The following is a 16,429-nucleotide window of genomic DNA, read 5'->3' as shown; positions in this document are numbered from 1 at the left end:
TCATTGTTGCTCTAAGGCGACTCAATAATTGCGGCACGGATATGAGTCTCAATGATTCGCTGCCATTCACCACTCTTTTTGAGCACTTTCAGCCGACGATTAAATTCAGGCAGCACCGCCGAACAAGGCGATGTTTTTGAGAACAGTGCGTACACATCGTTGATCACCACCGGCTGTGGCAATATCGAAATCACATCAGACAGCTCACTGCGCTGAACTTCCGCAAGGCCATCGAAGTACGCCAGCACAATAAAATCGATACGGCCGCGGTTTAACATCTGAAACATGGCGGAATAGCTGCCCGGTTCAAACAGCAGTAAGTGCTCTTTGGCGAACGCGTCAAACGCTTCACCATACGACGCTCCCAGCGGAATCGCACCCGCTTTGCCGACCAGATCATCAAGCGATTGAAATGGAAATTCGCGGCCTTTACGGACAAAAACCCGAACTTCATCCTGAAAAATCACATCACTATAGAGGTAGGTTTTTGCACGTTGGGCATTGCCATAAGCACCCGAGACAACATCGATTTTTCCTTTGGCAACACTTTCAAGCAGGCGCTTCCAGGGTTGCGGTGGTGCAACGTCAACCGCGTGACCCATTTGCGCTAAAGTGCGAATCAGAATGTCGGGAACGATACCGACCAATAAGCCTTCTTGCCGATAGGAGACCGGCTTCCAGACATCGGAGCCGTTAATAATAACGGAGTCGCAACTCTTTGCCTGGCTATAAGGCGTTAATAGAACGCCGGTCACAACCAACCAGACGAGGCTGAACCACCAGCGCCGGGGGTGTTTCACACAATCCATTGTTGTTATGCCCTCCTGCCACCATTACAGACTCAGCGCCGAAGCATCAGAGTTTGAATACATCATACGTCACACCCCACCACACTCAATGCCAGCTTTGCGTTTAATTCAACTCAGTCATTCCTTTTCTTACATTTTAAGAGAATCAAATCTTGCTGTTGGCGTGCTACATTCCTGCACCACCTATTCTGAGTATAAGAGACATCATGGACGCTGACATTCTGCAATTAGCCGAACATCCTAACGCTTTTGGTAAGTGCTTTACGGTAAAGGCTCAAGAGATCGATGGCTTTGGTCACGTTAATAACGCGGTGTATCTGCAATGGCTGGACGCTACTGTATGGGAGCACACCCGCAGCGTGGGATTAACCGAACATGCCTGTATGGAATTAAAACGCGGCATGGCCGTGGTTCGCCATGAGATTGATTATTTATCGTCGGCGTATCTTAACGATAAGGTTGTGGTGTTTGTCTGGCTGATCAATAACGATGGCAAGCTGCGCGCCAGCCGGGTATTTCAGGTGGTGCGCTTAAGCGATCAGAAAACCATCCTGCGCGCCAAAACTGATTACATCTGCACCAATCTGGAGAATGGCCGCCCTGCCCGGATGCCGGAGATTTTCAAAACGACGTACGCCGATACCCTTGAGGCCGAACCCGCTTAACACGCAGTTTTGATTAAAGCGTGAGTGAAAGTGGCATCGGTTGATACCACTTTCACAACACAGGTCGTTTACTGCTTAGTCACACCAGAGAGCGTTAAGCTGTCTGCATTCGAACTGTCACCAACACTGCCATTACAGTCCCATTTGGCTTCTCGCTCGTTATTCACAGACGTCAAACTCCACTCCAGGCCACATCCATTACTTGCATGAATATAAACATCGTTAGAATCCGCTTTGGTGGTTATCACCAGTGGGTCAGCATTACCCGCACAATCCCACTTAGCTTTTCGATCAGAGCCGCTGGTGACCCCACCCCACTCTAAACCGCAAGAACCACCATGAGAATACAGCTTACCACTGACCGAGGTGGTGCCGTTTCCGTTGTCGACCGGACTATCTGTTGCAATAAACTGAACCGGATCAGCACTGCCACTGCAATCAAACTTAGCAATACGTTCAGGCTCAGCAATAAAGCCTCCCCATTCAAGTCCGCAATGATCAACCACGGAGTGAATTGTCATGCCATAAGTATCACCTTGCTGCATGGTAGCTGGGGTAATGGCTTCCGGGCGCAGCTCAACCATGCTGAATGTGTCCCAGGATGGGTCGCAATCAAACTTGGCATCACGTTCAACACCCGAACCACCTTCCCATTGCAGGCCGCAGATATTGCTCACCGTCGTAATGATAACGTCATCCAGGCCGCCATCGGCATGACTGGTGAGGTAAACTTCATCCTTACCACTGCTACAATCCCATTTCGCGTTGCGCTCATTATCATCTTGCAGACTTCCATCCCACTCCAGACCACACGTTCCATCCAGGGTTAAAATGTAGCCACGAGTTGCCTGATAACCATTATGATCGACCCAGGGGTCGGCATTCACAACAAATGTCAGTTCATCACCCGCTGAGTTACAGTCAAATTTAGCATTACGCTCGCCATTTGATTCACCGCCATCCCATTCCATCTTACAAGTGGATGAGCCTATCTTAGTCGCCAGTTTAAATGAGAAGCGATCTCCAGATTTCATCTCATTAATCTTTATAGCAGAAAGCGCAGCTCCATTTCCTGCGAAGCTGATATCAGCCCAGATAGGAACATGGTCAGACATTACGTCACTGTTGCGACAATAATCACTGGTACACAATCCAGCATTCGACGTACTGCCATCTTTAGCAAAAATAAAGTCCAGAATCAGGGTCCAGTCACCGTCCAGCAATCCTGCTTCTGATGTGATTCGCCCAGAAGTCGACAGGCTATCGTGAGCATCGGCGTAACCTTTATCAAATACAGGATTGAGTGAAATATCGTGCAGGCCAATTGGATCTGCAAACACATGGCCAATGGCATTAAAATCGCCACCCAGAACTTTGCTATAAGGCTTACCTTCCGCATGCTGCACCATCTCAGCGTGTTGCTTCTTACGGATAGAATCGCCCTCAATGCCAAAGCTATGATGCGTGTGTATGGAATATACATGCACCACATCGCCACCAACATTAATATCCGCATAAACGGCATTACGCCCAGCCTGAGGGTTATTCGACCAACTACCATCCGATTGGGCATTAAAGCGGATCATACCGACATTCCCCATCGGGTAGCGGGAAACAATCGCATTGCCTGTCTGACAGCTAGAGCTCGGGCCATCTTCATTAGCATTCACATAATAACCATTGAAAGCTTTTGCGTACTCACGGGCGGTGTTGCGACCCGCACCGCAAGAAGCACCGCGCTGGGTTTCGCTCAATAAAATAACGTCTGGGCCCTGCGCACCATATTTATCCTTCAGCCACTCAATCTGGTTTTGGATATTCGCAGCGGAAGGTCGCTTAACGTTGTAGCTAACAACAGTCAGCTTGTCTTTTCTGGCAGGTGCGTTGTCAGTAAAAGCATCCCCCTCAACACAAGCACTACTACCATTACATAAGCGAGTATTTTCGTCCGTTCCGCTACCCCAGTTAAATTCCTTATAGGTATAGCCGCTCAGGTCATTCATGTTGATAACGTTTTCAATTAATTTTTTCCCGGGAAAATCAGCCATCACCATGCCAACAAAGCCAGCCTGACCATTAGCGATATAATCAGCCGTCAGGGTATTGGTACCTTCAAACGAAATAGTACAAATACCAATAAAGCAGCTGGTGCGCGGAAAATCTGGATACGAATTCGCCCAGCCCGGTGTGGTTAACCCTGTAGCCAACCTTGGGGCAGACGTGTCGGGGCTTGAGTGCCCACTGGCGACAAAATAAGGGAATGAGCCACCTGCGCCACTCAGATAATTCATGTACAGAGTATCGCGACTACCGGATTCAGACTTTTCCATATGGTCTTTAACGGCTATCCACTTGTCGTATAAATCCCAATTCGTGTCTAATTTATAGTCATCTTGCTTATCAATAGCGCCATACGACAAACCGTAAGTACCACCACTGAATTCTTGCAAAATCACGAATTTGCCACGGATTTCGTTCAGTGTTGGATTATTGTTAGTTGGAACCCAACGCTTACCGCCATGCTCAGCCAGATATTCTTCAAGTGTTTCTGCATAGCTACGGGTATTGTTTTCAGGAGTATGTTCTGAGCGCAAACGAAACAGGACCGTTTCCGTTGGATGGGCTTCAAGGAAACCATCAATATCTTTTAATACATCATCAAAGTAGGTGTCCTGAGCGATAATGCCGTGATGCATACGAAAGGTGTCGTTGATATGACGGGTACGCATATCGAATACCCGAACACCTGAATCCAACTGCTGACGTAAAGTCATCGTTTGGTTTTGCCAGATGTCGCCGGATTTAATCGACATCGTGTCATGAGTGCCTGGCAGGTTGATTTCACTCACTTTCAGGTTACCCGATAAACGGCTCATCCAGTCAACGTTATTAGCAACCGCTCCGGAGTCATGGCTGTAGCCACCATCATTGTGCGCCGTGCTGATCTGAGCAAACCCCACCAGCCCAAGCAATGATGCAGCAAGCATTGTTTTTTGTAGTTTCATGGTATTTCTCTCGGTTAAGTAACATCCATGATGTTCCATGCTGCACCTACACTCCCGTATTAGAACGAGCACGCCCTAATATCCATGCCTAAGTAGATTAATACAGCACTGATGAATGATGTGACGGCCGCATTCATTGATTGAATGCGGCGCAGTTTTCTTATTTTTGTTTTAACGGACTTTTAAAACTTAATCATTGCCAAAGGTCCATTGCTGGTTTGTGCCATTGTGAACACTCCATAACCCTGCGGCATCTCCATTTGATGAGCCAAATGCATCCAGCACGAAGTTGTGATTGAAGCGTGGGCGGAAGGTATCACCAATGCGATCCCATTTTTGATTGTCGCTCCAGCTGGCACATTGCCACATATGAGGACGTGCGCCATCACTGAAGGTACTGGCATGATCCAGGCAATAATCCGGATTTTGCTTGCTGCGCAACAAACCGGTGTTTGGCTCATATTTCCATTTCTGCCAGGCCACACCAGCACAGTCATGAACAATCGCCTTGGCACCATTTGCCGGATCAACTCCTTCAAAGTCCAGACATTGATTTGAACTGGCAACCCGCAGCTCGCGGTAATCGCTTGGGGCAACGACACCGTAGATTTTCAGCTCATCGTGAGCTGGGCCACAATCCCATTTAGCGGTACGTTCACCGTCGTCATCAGCACTGCCACCTTCCCACTGCAAGCCACAACCATTCGACGTGATAATCACCCGATCTGAGGTGCCATTTTCAAGGCTGGTGATGACCAGAGGGTCCGCATTACCATCGCAGTCAAACTTAGCATTGCGCTCGTTGTCACTTTGCAGGCTTCCATCCCACTCCAAACCACACAACTGGTCGCCAATCTGGGTTTTGATATAACCCGCGATACTGACATTACCATTGGCTTCGATCTGAGGGTCCGCGATTGCAGTGAACATCATCGGATCAGGCGTACTCTGGCAATCAAACTTGGCGTCACGCTCGGTTGCTGAACCTCCTTCCCACTGGAATTCGCAATCAACCGCCGTGGCTTTCATAAAGAATTTGTAGGTTTCACCTTGTTTCACGGCTTTCAGGTCTGCAACGCCGCCGTCGTAACTTAACTGGTGAGCCGAAGTTACCCAGGTGCCTTCACTCACGGTATCGCGGTAGTCAAGCCAAATAGCCCCGGTACCAACGGCCGCCTTAGCACGCTTAAGGGCTTCGTTTTGCTGAGCATTAGTAGGAACACCAAAGTGCCACTGGGAGCCCAGTGCCTGACATGCCGCCTGGCCAGCAGCATAAGTATTCTCTGTACCCATGCCCGATACTGCCCACTGACGACCGTCCATTGTTTTACAAGCGTATTTGCCATCATCAGCACAGTTAGAATCGCGGAAGCGACCGTCGGCACCATGATACGCACAATCGTGATTAACCTGGGCCGCTTGTGGGTAGCCTTGTGCCCAGCTCCAGATTGTTGCCGCAGCACGGTCATCACCAATGGTCAGATGATCCGCACCCAGTGCCGATGCACCACAACGTACCGCCTTAGCAGCCAAAGCAGGTGTGATAGTGCCTTCACCGACAAAGATGGCGCCGATATTGGTACCGTCATCAAATAAACGGTGATGGGTCTGCTGACGACTCATATCGTCAATACATTCCGATTCATCCAGCGCGGCAAAGTCATCTACAGCTCCCATGCCGTTGTATGAACCATCATGGGAATAATAGGTAAACGCACCCTTCGCGCCGCTCATAACCAACACTTGCTTGCCAGCCGCAAGAATGTCTTCCTCAGACAAGGTTTTAACCACTTCGTATGTGCTGCGCACTTCGTTACGTGGAGCTGCTTTATAAATCAGGTCATGCAGGGGTTCAAAGGCATCGACCAGCTCGTCGTATTCCCCTTCCGCTTCATCCTGCACGTAGATTGCGATCACTTCCTGAGGGTTTTTATTCAGCCAGTTACGAATCTCTTCGGTAGCGTCGCGCACGTAACGCTCCAGGCCGCTACAGCCGAAATGACTGGACTGGGCATGACACAACAACAGCGCCTTACCATTCGGAATGTCTTTGGTTTGCCAGATCCAGTGGGCATCCAGCTCAAGTTGTCGAACCCCGGCTTCCAGCTGCTCGGTAATACTCAGGCCATGATTAGGGTCGAGGTATACGATGGAACTGTAAGCAGAACTGTTAAAAGCATTGTGTGCCTGAAGTCGGAAGCCCTGACTGTATGGCACCGCATTATCCAGCAGGCTCTGACGAGTGAGTGTTTTGTATTCCCAGGTGGTGTGATAATTACTTAATTCGGAGTTATCGGTATCAACCGACGCCGGTGCGCCGCTCATGGCGATTGTGGCACTGCTTGCACTCAGCAATAAGCCACCAGCCAGTGCTTTGTTCAGGATGCTCATATTCCAGCCTTTTTATTGTTTTTATGAGAATAAAGCTACTGAGCAGTTGATTCACTGCTATAGCTTGATTCCGGGATTTTAGTCCGATCAACCACACAAGAAATATGGCCTATCCCGTCAATCCACTGGCCTTTCACGACAGTTTTGGAAACAACGGAGGCGAAAACCTTTAACAAAACGATACGAAAGTCTTTCTGCAAACACTCCGGCAACTCTCTAAGATAAGTACAAATACGTATAGGAATTTCCATTGACCCATCTACTGAGAGCAACAGTGTTTCTGGTCATGATGTCGATGCTTACGGTTCAGGCTGAGACGCAACGCAATACCATCCACATCGTCAGCGACTTGTGGCCCGGGGCAACACTTGAAGACGGCAGCGGCCTGTATTGGGAGCTGGTGAAACAGGCGTTCGCTCTGGAAGACATTAACGTAACAACATCCCATATGCCCTATGCGCGCTCAGTCGAACAAGTCGTGCATGGCAACGCCGATGCCTGGCTGGCGTCTTACCCTGATGAAGTGCAGGCAGCCGTTTATTCAAAACATCATATCGATGTCGATGAAATCCTGGCCATCAGCGACTGTGACATGCCACTGCATTCTCAGGATGATCTGCGCAATCGCACACTGGCGTGGCTCAGAGGGTACCGTTTTGATCGTTACCTGAACGTTCCGGTCGACATTCACGAGGTTGATTCGCAGGAGCATGCTTTAAAAATGCTGTTATCCGGCCATGGCCTGAATGCATATCTGACTCCAGCCACTCTGTATGAACCCTCCATACAAAAATCCGCCTTTATCGATGCTGAGCTCAAAGTAACGCCCTTGATGCAATTGCCGCTATTGATTGGCTTTCGCAACACCCAACGTGGCATCAGAATGCGCGATGCTTTCGATCGCGGTTTTGCACAGCTCTTACAACAAGGTGAAGTTGCACGCCTGTATCAACGATACAACTGGGGGCTCTATCAACCTCAGATGCCGGATGATTCACTCCGGTTAGCCAAACCATCCGATACCCACCCAGCTCATTAATAATGGCTGACATCTGCTTACAAACTTAAGACATAAGCCAGATATTCGTTATCGTACCCCCTGTCTACACTGGTTCTTAATCATCAGGAGAACCACGAATGCACCCACACAAAAAACAAAACCAAAAACAAAACCAAACTCTCAGACAGGCGTTAATCGCCGCTACTCTGTCTACAGCACTGGTCATGGTTGGCTGCGGCTCATCATCAAGCAGTAACGACAACAAACCTCAAGCGGGTCAGGGCAATGGCAACTCGAATAACAACAGCGACAACAATACCAACAACAGCAGCCCATTGTTTTCAGTGCGTGGCGACTGGGCCATTATGGACGGTGACATCACTTCAAACATTGTTAACCAGCTGAATAAACTGGTAACAGATTACCCTCAGGTGAAAACCATTGTGATGGCCAATGTTCCTGGCTCCAGCGATGACGAAATGAACCTGAAAGCCGGTCTGCGTTTGCGTGAATTGGGCTTAAATACCTACCTGCCACCCGGCGGTGAAATTGCTTCTGGCGGTGTCGACTTATTTCTTGCCGGAAAAGAACGTTTTGCGGCACCTGACGTACTGGTTGGTGTTCATTCCTGGGCCGGCGATGGTGTCAACGATGCCAGCACCCTGCCACGGGATCATGCGTCACATAAACCCTATCTGGATTACTACCAATCCATCGGTATTGATGAAGACTTTTACTGGTTCACCATTGAAGCTGCTACTGCCGAGAATATTCACTGGATGACCGCAGCTGAACGCACTCAGCATGGCATTACCACCCGCAACGCCAGTGATAAAGAACTGAATATGATCACTGACCATGCCAGTACGGACGCAGGCATCAAAGCCCTGTTCAACCAATACACCTGGGTGGAAACGGCGAATAAAAAGGCGATTCATATTTTTGCCGCCGATCAGGTATCACAGTTACAAATGGCCAAAGCCCGCGCCGTGATGCAACATTATTTAACGAATGTTTCCGGCCATACCAATAAAGATAAGATGAGCAGCAAGCTGGGAGATAACCAGGCCAGTTTGTTTGTATTTAATCGCCAATCGGATTCTGAGGCCGCTTTTGAGGGGCCTTTAGGGCAATCACCACTGGCACAACACGGCCAGGATTTGTATGCCACCGAGGTTTTTGTTGAAGGCAGCCATGGTTACCTGAAGCGCAGTGAAATTGATGCGCGCGATGCCACCTACGAAGAAGTGTTACACCTGATGCAGGGGCACGGCATGGCGCCCGCAGAAAAAGCACTGCAAGATCGCACCGTTACCCTGGCCAATCAAGCACTGGCTGATAAAACCTGGAACCCAACTCAGGAAGACGTTAACGAGTGGCGCGCTGAAACCGATGACAACGGCTACGACTCCACCAGTTACGAATACCTCGCCGCGGCTGTTGAAGGTTATTACGGTATTTGGGGATACTCAGATGCCGGACTGGACGGTTATGTCGGCACCAAGCGTAATGTGCAGCAACAACGTGATCCGCAGGGTTACGCCTTCATCGAGGAAGTCTGGCCGCCCTATATCACCACAACCATGCCGGTGAGCAGCGACTTTGGCGCAAATGAAACCTTCACCATGCAATACGATGCCAACCTGGAGTACACCAGCCAGTCACAGTATTTATCCAACGTGACGCTGACCGGTAGCAACAACAGCCATATTCTCGCTAACGCGTTAAACAACACCCTGAAGGGTAACGCCGGTGATAACCGCATTGATGCAGCCGCTGGCAGCAATGATGTGGTGGTGTTTAACGGCCTGAGAAGTGAATACCAGGTTTCACAACAGGGCGTTGAGCTGCACGTTGAAGATACCGTCTCTGGCCGGGATGGCCACGATGTGTTGTTAAATGTCGAGTTTATTCGCTTCAGCGATGGACAAGTCAGTGTAAACGACCTGTAATCAGGTCGTTCTTTCTCTCTTACAGGAATCCAGCAGTCAGTCATGAGCGAGTTTGCAGGCAAACACATTCTGGTGGTTGAAGACGATGCCGAAATCAGCCGTTTGTTGACGGTGTTTTTAAAAACCGAAGGCTTTCATGTGCAAGTCTGCCAGCGTGGAGATCAGGCGCCGAATATTGTGCGCCAGTCCTGTCCTGACCTGCTGATCCTGGATATTCTGCTGCCGGGCCAGGATGGCCTGGCAGTCTGTCAGCAGGTACGTTCTTTTTATCAGGGGCCAATTCTGATGCTCACCGCTTGCGAAGACGATATCTCCGAGCTCACGGCTTTTCGCAGTGGCGCTGATGATTACGTGCGCAAACCGATCCGCCCGGATGTGCTGCTGATGCGCATTCATGCGTTGTTAAAGCGCTGTAGCCACCAGAGCGTTCAATCGGAGCACTATCGCTGTGGTCCCATTGATATCATTCCAGGACGTCGTGAAGTATTGCTCAATGGTGAAGCCGTGGAGCTGCAAAGCGGCGAGTTTGACCTGCTGGAATTGCTTGCACGCCATCAAGGCCAGGCGGTCAGTCGCGATCGCTGTTACAAGAGCTTGCGTGGTATTGATTACGACGGTGTCGATCGCTCACTCGACATGCGCATTTCCTCTCTCAGAAAACGTCTCGGTGACCAATCGCCGCAACGCTGGATTAAAACCATCCGGGGTACCGGTTATATGTTGGCCAATGATGAAAACCGTTAGTTTTTTCCGCTATTTGTATGGCACCGTTGCCCTGGCGCTGGTGCTGACGTTAAGCGCCCTGTTTACCGCTATCTATTACCTGGAAGAACAAAACAGCTGGCAGGATTTTGCCCGCGATATTCAGCAGGTGCTGCTCATTTCGCAAATGAAATGCCAAACCGAAGACCTTACCAATCACTGTGTTCAACAGATCTTTGCGATAGAAGATTTTGATATCAACCAAGAGGCTCCTCCAACTCAACCTGAGACACTGGGGCACTGGCCCTATTTCGATAATCGTATCCTGGTGATGCCATTCCAGATGGGCTATCAGGCGCAGCTCGATAATCAGCCTGACATCTGGATTCGTGATGCGCTGGAGCACCTGCAGGAGTCGGCTGACGATGATCCATTCGCCGATATTATCAGCACCGCAGCGGCGATGGCGTTAATCCTGCTGCTGGCCATTGCTGTGTTTTTATATTGGCCGGTTAAGCGCCTTATCAACTGGCTGAAACAACTCGAAACTGCAGCTGACGCGTTGGCGCAAGAAGATTATTCCGTCAGCTTACCGGTACTGAATATTTCACCATTCGATCAACTGTCTCACCGGTTTAATCGTATGGTGTTGTTGATTCGCAGCAATCTGGAAGAAAAACGCCTGCTGGCAAACGCCATGGCACATGAAATGCGCACACCGCTGAGTCGCGCCCGACTGGCACTGGGATTACTGCAGCGCCAACCTGGCGACGAATTACAAACCGAGCTGCTCGGTGACCTCGATCGCTACCTGGATGAACTGGAAAAAGTCACCGATAACAGCCTGCAACTGGTGCGATTACAGAATTCTGAAACCAACATGACCAGCCTGTCACTCGATCAGTGGTTGCAGGAAAAATTGCATAGCAGACAAGGACAGGGGCAAAGCATTAGCTGGCAAGCCGACATCGATGCCTGCACCCTGGTTACCGATGAACGTTTTTTAACGCTGATCATCGACAATCTGCTGAGCAATGCGGAACGTTACACACACGACCAGATTCATGTGTCACTTAAGCAACGTTATGGTCGTGTTTCTCTGATTATTACAGATAACGGCCCTGGGATTCCGGCATCTGAAATTGAAAAAGCGCTGCAACCCTTCAGCCGATTGGATGAAAGTCGCGACCGACGCTCGGGAGGCATTGGCCTGGGGCTCGCGTTGGTCAGCACTGCCTGCCAACGCCTGGATGTTCAGCTTTCACTTAACGATGCCCAACCTGGCCTGCAAGTGGTACTGAATTTTCCGGACAATCGTTAATTGCCCGGCAACTGGGCTGGCGCTCACCCCACCATCAACTGGCGACTCCAGATCACCAGCAAATAACCAACACTGTAAGCAATCAGTAATAACGGCGTGTATTTCAGGTAATTGATAAAGGTCAGGCCTTTGACCTTGTTCATTGCTACCACGCCCGCAGCCGAACCAATTGACAACATAGCACCACCCACGCCGACCGAGAACGTCAGCCCAAGCCAATCATTGGTGGACATTTCAATGCCGGATTTCAGCAGCGCTGAAGTCAATGGCACGTTATCAAAAATAGCGGAAATAATGCCCAGCAGATAATTCGCCAGCGCCGGTGCCAGGTGCTGATAAATCAACAGAATAGAATCCAGTGCTTTCACTTCTTTCAGAATGCCCACCAGCAACAACACCCCTAAGAAGAACAGCAAGGTATCAAATTCAATTTTACGAATGTAATCCAGCAGCGGCTCTTGTTTGTCGATAAACTGAGCCACCATAAACATCAGCCCCAAGCCAAACAGGAAGGTTAATACCGGCGGCACCCCATAAAATACATTGGCAAAAATTACCGTCAGAATGGTTAAGAAAAACAACCCGGTAATGGTCCAGTCCACCACATCCAGATCGGCTTTATTTTTTTCGATCGCCAACTGTCCTGTTAAACCAAAACTCAGCAGGACACAAAGTGTCATCACTGAAATAAAAGCCGGAATAATCAATCCCAATAAATCGGCAATCGCTACCTTGCCCGCCAGGAAAATCATCAACGTTGTGACATCACCCGTGATCAGTGACACGCCACCGGCATTTACGCCATACACAACAACAACCGCATAACGTAATTTCTGGCTATTGCTTAAATTCAGGCTATTAATCAACGCCAGACAGACCAGTGTCGCGGTAATGTTGTCGGCCAACGACGAGAATAAAAAGGCAAACCCGCCAATAAAAAACAACAAGGTTTTTAAACCAATCTGACTGGGCAACAAAGCTGAGGCCATGGTCTGGATCACGCCCTTCTCTGACAAATACGCCACAAAGGTCATGGCCGCAAACAAGAACAACCATAACGAGGCGATATCCAACAGGTTTTCGTTAAAGGTATGGTGCACTCCCACAGCGAGCTCAGGATTACCAGCATCGTGGGTGCCGATAAAATACACAAACCAAGCCAGCGTCCCCCAAAACAAGGTGGACTTGGCCTTATCGATTTTAATGACTTCTTCAAGGATGATGGATAAAAAACCAATGGCGGCAATGATGATAATGGCAATCGTCATGAGTCTTCTTAATCTGAAATAAAAGCGGGAAAAGTCACCCCATTGCGAGGCGATGAAATAAGCGCACAAATTAGACGCCTATTTATCACGAATGGCAAGCAGCTCCTGCTTACCCCATTTTGATTACACGACTAAAGCATCGAAAGCGACGTTAAATAACCTGTGCTGCGCTGGTCATTCACGGCACAATTCGATCACTAATAATAAATACAGTTAGGGGCAAACTATGGGCTGGGCGTTAATTACCGGTGCTTCCTCGGGCATCGGTGCAGAAATCGCAAAATCACTGGCAATGCGACAATACAATCTGATTTTGGTGGCACGGCGCGAACATTTGTTGGCAGAATTAGCGTCTGAACTATCCTCTCAGTTCGGTATCAAAACGGAGGTAGTCGCTGCAGATATTTCGCAACCGGACTCTCGCGCTGAGTTAAAGGCCAGATTACAAAGCCTCAATATCAGCCCGGAGTTTCTGGTGAATAATGCCGGCATTGGTCAGGTCGGTCAGTTCGAGCAAACCGACATGGTCGACTATCAACGCACCATCGACTTAAATTGCACGGCGTTAACGGCGCTGATTGCTGATTATTTGCCCGCTATGCAGCAACAACGCCACGGCTATATTCTTAATATTTCTTCGGTTTCCGGGCTGATGCCCGGCCCTAATCTGGCGCTGTATCATGCCAGCAAAAATTTTGTGCAAGCCTTGTCGGAGTCACTGTGGCAGGAAAATAAATCAAAGGGTGTAATCGTCACCGCCAGCTGCCCCGGCCCAACCGAGTCCGAATTTCACCAACATGCAGGCTCTGACAAAATTGGTATGTTCCATCGTATTGGCCTGATGTCCGCCAAAACCGTGGCCGAACAAGCGGTTAACGCCACCTTAAAAGGCAAACGCCGTGTGGTTCATGGCTGGTTGAATAAGGCCATGGCCATCAGTGAAAACATAACTCCCCGAAAGGTATTTCTCCCGATTACGGCGATGGTGATGAGCTCATCGAAATAACGACTCGCCCATCTGGCACGCATAAAAAAAGCTTCCCTGACGACGCTAAACTAGCGACACCGGGGAAGCTTTTTTTATTAATGATTCATCAGCCCGGTGAACACACACAGACTGATCTCATTCACAACTATGGACGTACCAGTTCAAAGGTTTCCCAATCATCCGCAACAGAAGCACCAGCACTTAAACCCACACCACCCGCAAAGTCGGCACGTAAGAACTTACCGTTGTCTGCTTTTAGCGCAATTTTGCCGTTACCACGATCCACCAGCTCAAACTGTGCTGCTGCACCTTTGTCGTGGTTAGTCGCCTTCAGCGTGCCAACCAGGTAAGAATCCAACTCAACGTAGTGACCATCACGTGCACGCAGCAATACTTTACCGTTTTCTGTTTGTTCTAATACAAAGCTCTCCCAGGTACCAATGTCATCAGAACCTGCCGAGATAAAGCTGCCGCCACCACTCATGGCGCGCATGTAATGGCCGTTGTGAGTGCGCAGGTGCACCACATCACCAAAGTATGGGAATGGCGCACGCTCGACACCGCTTGCATCAAAGTGGAATTCACCAACCGCCGCATAGTGATCTGAAAGATCCCACTGGCCCCATAACGCATCAACGGTTGAGCGTGGCGCAATGATGGTTTGTGATGCCGACTCTGGCTGCTGATTATTGCGGCCAAACAAGGTGTAATCCAGATACTCCAGGTAAGGTGCTTCTGCCCAGTGATTGGTATTGGAATCAAAGGTCAGATTATGACCCTTATTCTGAGGCTCCTGGGCATCCAGGACTGCTTCCATAAAGTCACGATCTTCCGGCAGACCAATTTTATTAACGTTAAAGTCACCGGCCATGATCACTGGCTCATCGGCAGGCAGATTCAGGCTACGGATATAATCCCCCATTTGCTGCAGCTGAGCTTTACGGGCATTACGATTGTCATCGTCGTCCGATGATTGGGTGTGAGTCGCAAAGACGTGGTAAACCTTGCCCTGTTTCTGAATTTTGGCGTAAATCACACCGCGCGTAGCCGCACACTGGATTGCATTACACTCATCAAAAACCTCAGCATCTTCTACTTCAACTGGCCAGCGTGACACAATGCGCGTGCCGGATTGCAGTAACTTACCGCCTTTAAAAATGTCCCCGGTCTGGTACGGGTACTCATCACGCAAAGTGCTCAGCAAGGTATTACTGGGAGCCAGATCAAAGGCCTCGGTCAAAACCAATACATCGTAGCCAGCCATCACTTCCGGCATTTGTTGCAGGCGCGTGCTCACTTCTTTTGAGCCAAAAATGGTAGTCGCCCAGATGTTGTAGCTCAGAACACTGAAGTCACCCGCATCTCCTGGCGCTGGTTTTTGCTGTTGCGGTTGAATGGCGTACTGAAGTGAACCGCCGTCATCCAGATCGGTTCCTTTAACGGCTAACTGCGCATCGGCGGAGGCAAGGTTAACACTAAAACGGTGAATGTCTTCGTCGCTTTGTTGTGCCACTTGCCAGTCACTCGACTGGGCCGCAAAACTCAGATCGGTACCCTGAGTTTGTTGTGTCAGCGTGAAACTGTAATCCGCTGCGGATAAGCGAATATCCAAATCGGTATTGCTGTCGCTATCGCGACCTAATCTGGCCACTGTACGTGTCGCTAATGGCGGTATTTCACTGGCAACGGCCTCTACCCGTGCATCGCCCTGCAGGGTCACAGTTAACGTATCTAAAGTGCTGTTGGTGAGAACAACGTCGGTATCGAGGGCTTCAGGGGTATTGGACATCGCACCCGCCATCATCGACGCACACAGAATAGATGTCGTCAAAGCGGATTTAACCAGTACCGCGTGGTTAAAACGTTTCATGGGCTCCGGCCTCTTGTTTGATAATTATTCCTGTTTAGAGATACGAACTTTAACGTATTAGCTCACGCAATGTTACATTTTTATGACTTTTTTATTAATTTGACCCAAACCGACATATAGCCCTGAGCTATACCTGCGTTAATAAGGCTGGTATAACCCGCCCTGTCATACGTTTTAATTCAGATCAGGAGCCATGCTCGTGCCTCAAGCGCCACAGCCATTAAAAGCCTATAAAGTGAATGAATACCTGGTGTTTGCTACCCGTGGCACCGAAGCCAAGATACTGGCGGCCCCCTTAATTCGTCCGGTAGAAGAATGGCGCGAAGATGTCGCAGGCTGGGTCGCGTTGCGTGCCGAACGAGAGCCAGAGATGGATGACATGAAAGACCCACACAAAACCGAAGCCTATATTTACAATCCGCAGTAAGCTCCCACCTCAATAAACCTTACTTTTCATC

At 49.4% G+C, this 16,429-nt stretch carries 12 protein-coding genes; 7 read left to right on the top strand and 5 right to left on the bottom strand.

Annotated elements, in window-relative coordinates; all coding sequences use genetic code 11:
• Window positions 1-11: 11 nt before the first annotated feature.
• Window positions 12-800 carry an ABC transporter substrate-binding protein gene (locus KFF03_RS08735; protein ID WP_255860713.1) on the bottom strand — a complete coding sequence of 263 codons (789 nt, stop codon included), beginning with the start codon at window positions 798-800 and terminating at the stop codon, window positions 12-14.
• A 215-nt stretch (window positions 801-1,015) separates the two neighbouring features.
• Here KFF03_RS08735 and KFF03_RS08730 point away from each other — a divergent pair, with 215 nt between their 5' ends.
• Window positions 1,016-1,474 carry a thioesterase family protein gene (locus tag KFF03_RS08730; RefSeq protein WP_255860712.1) on the top strand — a complete coding sequence of 153 codons (459 nt, stop codon included), beginning with the start codon at window positions 1,016-1,018 and terminating at the stop codon, window positions 1,472-1,474.
• 68 nt (window positions 1,475-1,542) lie between these two features.
• Here KFF03_RS08730 and KFF03_RS08725 read toward each other — a convergent pair whose 3' ends face one another.
• Together KFF03_RS08725 and KFF03_RS08720 are read right to left on the bottom strand one after the other, a co-directional pair.
• Entirely contained in the window at window positions 1,543-4,479 is a 2,937-nt protein-coding gene (locus KFF03_RS08725; protein ID WP_255860711.1) for a phosphatidylinositol-specific phospholipase C domain-containing protein, read from the bottom strand.
• A gap of 189 nt (window positions 4,480-4,668) precedes the next feature.
• The gene (locus tag KFF03_RS08720; RefSeq protein ID WP_255860710.1) at window positions 4,669-6,870 is read right to left on the bottom strand and encodes a ricin-type beta-trefoil lectin domain protein; all 2,202 of its coding nucleotides are present in this window, start codon (window positions 6,868-6,870) and stop codon (window positions 4,669-4,671) included.
• A gap of 250 nt (window positions 6,871-7,120) precedes the next feature.
• Between KFF03_RS08720 and KFF03_RS08715 the strand changes: the two genes are divergently transcribed.
• From KFF03_RS08715 to KFF03_RS08700, 4 genes are all read left to right on the top strand, one after another.
• Window positions 7,121-7,909 (top strand): ABC transporter substrate-binding protein, encoded by a 789-nt coding sequence (locus tag KFF03_RS08715; RefSeq protein WP_255860709.1) that lies wholly within the window; start codon window positions 7,121-7,123, stop codon window positions 7,907-7,909.
• Between the two features lie 98 nt (window positions 7,910-8,007).
• Window positions 8,008-9,822, top strand: a complete 1,815-nt coding sequence (locus KFF03_RS08710) for a hypothetical protein (protein ID WP_255860708.1) — start codon at window positions 8,008-8,010, stop codon at window positions 9,820-9,822.
• Window positions 9,823-9,864: 42 nt separating this feature from the next.
• The gene (locus KFF03_RS08705) at window positions 9,865-10,566 is read left to right on the top strand and encodes a response regulator transcription factor (protein ID WP_255860706.1); all 702 of its coding nucleotides are present in this window, start codon (window positions 9,865-9,867) and stop codon (window positions 10,564-10,566) included.
• Complete coding sequence (locus tag KFF03_RS08700) at window positions 10,550-11,845, top strand: ATP-binding protein (RefSeq protein ID WP_255860705.1); 1,296 nt, start codon at window positions 10,550-10,552, stop codon at window positions 11,843-11,845. The genes KFF03_RS08705 and KFF03_RS08700 overlap by 17 nt, the downstream gene beginning before the upstream one ends.
• A 23-nt stretch (window positions 11,846-11,868) precedes the next feature.
• On the opposite strand, the gene nhaD is transcribed toward KFF03_RS08700, so the two are convergent.
• Window positions 11,869-13,113 (bottom strand): sodium:proton antiporter NhaD, encoded by a 1,245-nt coding sequence (gene nhaD, locus KFF03_RS08695; protein WP_255860704.1) that lies wholly within the window; start codon window positions 13,111-13,113, stop codon window positions 11,869-11,871.
• A 226-nt stretch (window positions 13,114-13,339) separates the two neighbouring features.
• Between nhaD and KFF03_RS08690 the strand changes: the two genes are divergently transcribed.
• A complete protein-coding gene (locus KFF03_RS08690) occupies window positions 13,340-14,119 on the top strand; it encodes an SDR family oxidoreductase (protein ID WP_255860703.1) in 780 nt (259 codons plus the stop codon).
• A 127-nt stretch (window positions 14,120-14,246) separates the two neighbouring features.
• Here the strand turns inward: KFF03_RS08690 and KFF03_RS08685 are convergent, their stop codons facing one another.
• The gene (locus KFF03_RS08685) at window positions 14,247-15,971 is read right to left on the bottom strand and encodes an endonuclease/exonuclease/phosphatase family protein (RefSeq protein ID WP_255860702.1); all 1,725 of its coding nucleotides are present in this window, start codon (window positions 15,969-15,971) and stop codon (window positions 14,247-14,249) included.
• Window positions 15,972-16,170: 199 nt separating this feature from the next.
• Between KFF03_RS08685 and KFF03_RS08680 the strand changes: the two genes are divergently transcribed.
• Window positions 16,171-16,398 carry a hypothetical protein gene (locus KFF03_RS08680; protein ID WP_255860701.1) on the top strand — a complete coding sequence of 76 codons (228 nt, stop codon included), beginning with the start codon at window positions 16,171-16,173 and terminating at the stop codon, window positions 16,396-16,398.
• Window positions 16,399-16,429 lie beyond the last annotated feature (31 nt).

Origin of the sequence: Bacterioplanoides sp. SCSIO 12839 (assembly GCF_024397975.1) — a bacterium.
Classification (GTDB): domain Bacteria; phylum Pseudomonadota; class Gammaproteobacteria; order Pseudomonadales; family Oceanobacteraceae; genus Bacterioplanoides.
Note: the sequence above shows the minus strand (reverse complement) of the source record. Positions and strands in the feature narration are given on the sequence as shown.

Excerpts from the sequence above, each read along its gene's own strand:
- KFF03_RS08730 (WP_255860712.1), top strand. The coding sequence starts at position 1,016 with ATGGACGCTGACATTCTGCAATTAGCCGAACATCCTAACGCTTTTGGT.
- KFF03_RS08725 (WP_255860711.1), bottom strand. The coding sequence starts at position 4,479 with ATGAAACTACAAAAAACAATGCTTGCTGCATCATTGCTTGGGCTGGTG.
- KFF03_RS08720 (WP_255860710.1), bottom strand. The coding sequence starts at position 6,870 with ATGAGCATCCTGAACAAAGCACTGGCTGGTGGCTTATTGCTGAGTGCA.
- KFF03_RS08710 (WP_255860708.1), top strand. The coding sequence starts at position 8,008 with ATGCACCCACACAAAAAACAAAACCAAAAACAAAACCAAACTCTCAGA.
- KFF03_RS08705 (WP_255860706.1), top strand. The coding sequence starts at position 9,865 with ATGAGCGAGTTTGCAGGCAAACACATTCTGGTGGTTGAAGACGATGCC.
- KFF03_RS08700 (WP_255860705.1), top strand. The coding sequence starts at position 10,550 with ATGATGAAAACCGTTAGTTTTTTCCGCTATTTGTATGGCACCGTTGCC.
- nhaD (WP_255860704.1), bottom strand. The coding sequence starts at position 13,113 with ATGACGATTGCCATTATCATCATTGCCGCCATTGGTTTTTTATCCATC.
- KFF03_RS08690 (WP_255860703.1), top strand. The coding sequence starts at position 13,340 with ATGGGCTGGGCGTTAATTACCGGTGCTTCCTCGGGCATCGGTGCAGAA.
- KFF03_RS08685 (WP_255860702.1), bottom strand. The coding sequence starts at position 15,971 with ATGAAACGTTTTAACCACGCGGTACTGGTTAAATCCGCTTTGACGACA.